The sequence below is a fragment of the Phyllobacterium sp. P5_D12 genome, from assembly GCF_054049495.1.
In genome coordinates, this window is sequence record NZ_JBFUMG010000783.1 from 1 (window position 1) to 1,606 (window position 1,606).

Here is a 1,606-nt window from a genome sequence, read left to right on the forward strand (position 1 = left end):
ATCAGCAGCGCGCCGACGATCGTCAGCCAATGGAACGGGTTGGCGGCCGAGACCAGATCTTCGATCCAGACAAAAGCAATCGTGCCGATCAGCGCTCCGTAGAGCGAGCCCACTCCGCCCAGAACCAGCATGACGAGCGCTTCGGCCGAATTGGTGAAGCTCAGGCTGTCGAGGCCGACGACCTGTGTCGATACCGCATTGAAGGCGCCGCCGACACCCGCGACCAACCCCGAGATCACATACATCTTGATCAGGGTGAGCTTGACCGAGGCGCCCATTGCGCTGACCCGGACAGGATCCTGCCGGATACCCCGGCAAAGCATGCCGAAGGGTGAGCGAACCAGAATGCGCAGGAGTATGAATACAAGGAGGAGCAGGACGATGCCGAAGACATAGGCGGTACGGCCCCAGAGATCGAACTCGAAGATGCCGAGGATGGGATCGGGCGAGATGCCGGAAAGCCCATCGCTGCCGCCCGTATATTCCGATGCCTTGTTGGCGGCCTCGTGGAAGAGGTGAATGATGGCTATGGAAAGCACGAGCTGGGCGAGGCCATGTCCGCGCAGGATGACGACGCCCGAAATCAGCCCCGCCAGAGCCCCGCCAACTGCGCCGATGACGATCATGGTGATCGGTTCGGTGATCCCGAAATGCGCCGCCGCCATTCCGGCCGCATAGGCGCCGCTGCCGAAAAGTGCGGCATGACCGAGCGTCGCAACGCCGCAATACCCAGTCACCAGATCGAGCGACAGGACGAGAAGCATGATCGCGATCATGCGCGTCAGCAGCGCCAGATTGTCGGGAAACAGGAAGTATCCGGCTATGGCCGCAACCAATATGGCGGCGATGCCAATGAGGTCGCGCTGCCAGCCCCTGGTTTGGGCAGGCATTGCCGTGACATATCCCCCGGCACTCATTTGGCTCTTCCCATCAGACCGCGTGGAAACACCCAGACGATGGCTATCACCGCGAGATAGAAGAAGAACTCGCCATATTCCGGCACGAGGTAGCGTCCCGTGGTGTCGATGGCACCAAGCAGCAGGCAGGCGATCAGCGCGCCGGGGATGGAGCCCGCACCGCCGACCGAAACGACGACAAGAAACGTCACCATGTAACGCAGGGCGTAATAGGGTTCGACCGGCAACAGTTCCGCACCGATCACCCCGCCAAAGGCTGCAAGGCCAACGGCAAGCGCGAAACTTGCTGCATAGACGATCTTGGTGCGAACGCCCAGCGCTGCCGCCATCGCCGTATTGTCCACCGAGGCGCGCAGTTTGACACCGAAGGACGTGCGCTCGATCAAATACCAAAGCCCCAACGCGACAACCACGCCGCAGCCGATGGCAAAGAGCTTGTGCGCCGCGATGGTACGGAAACCGATATCCACGGGACCCTGCAGCCCGACGGGGAGGGGGATCGTCTTCAGCGTCGGACCGAACACGTAATTGGCGAGGCCGATGACGCAAAAGGTGATGCCGATGGTCATCAGCACCTGTGTCAATTCCGGAGCGCCGTAAATCCGCCTGTAGAGAAAACGTTCCAGGGGAACAGCAATGATGATCGTGCCAAGCACGGCAATCACGATCGCCAGGCCATAGCCAAGCCC

The 1,606-nt window shown here is 61.1% G+C and carries 2 protein-coding genes; both read right to left on the minus strand.

Translation table 11 applies throughout. The features are described 5' to 3' along the window. A partial coding sequence (locus tag ACXJ5O_RS26375; protein ID WP_457302488.1) for a branched-chain amino acid ABC transporter permease occupies nucleotides 1-917 on the minus strand: 917 nt, incomplete at its 3' end. Then, the coding region (locus ACXJ5O_RS26380; protein WP_457302489.1) for a branched-chain amino acid ABC transporter permease at nucleotides 914-1,606 on the minus strand (693 nt) is incomplete at its 5' end. The genes ACXJ5O_RS26380 and ACXJ5O_RS26375, both read right to left, overlap by 4 nt.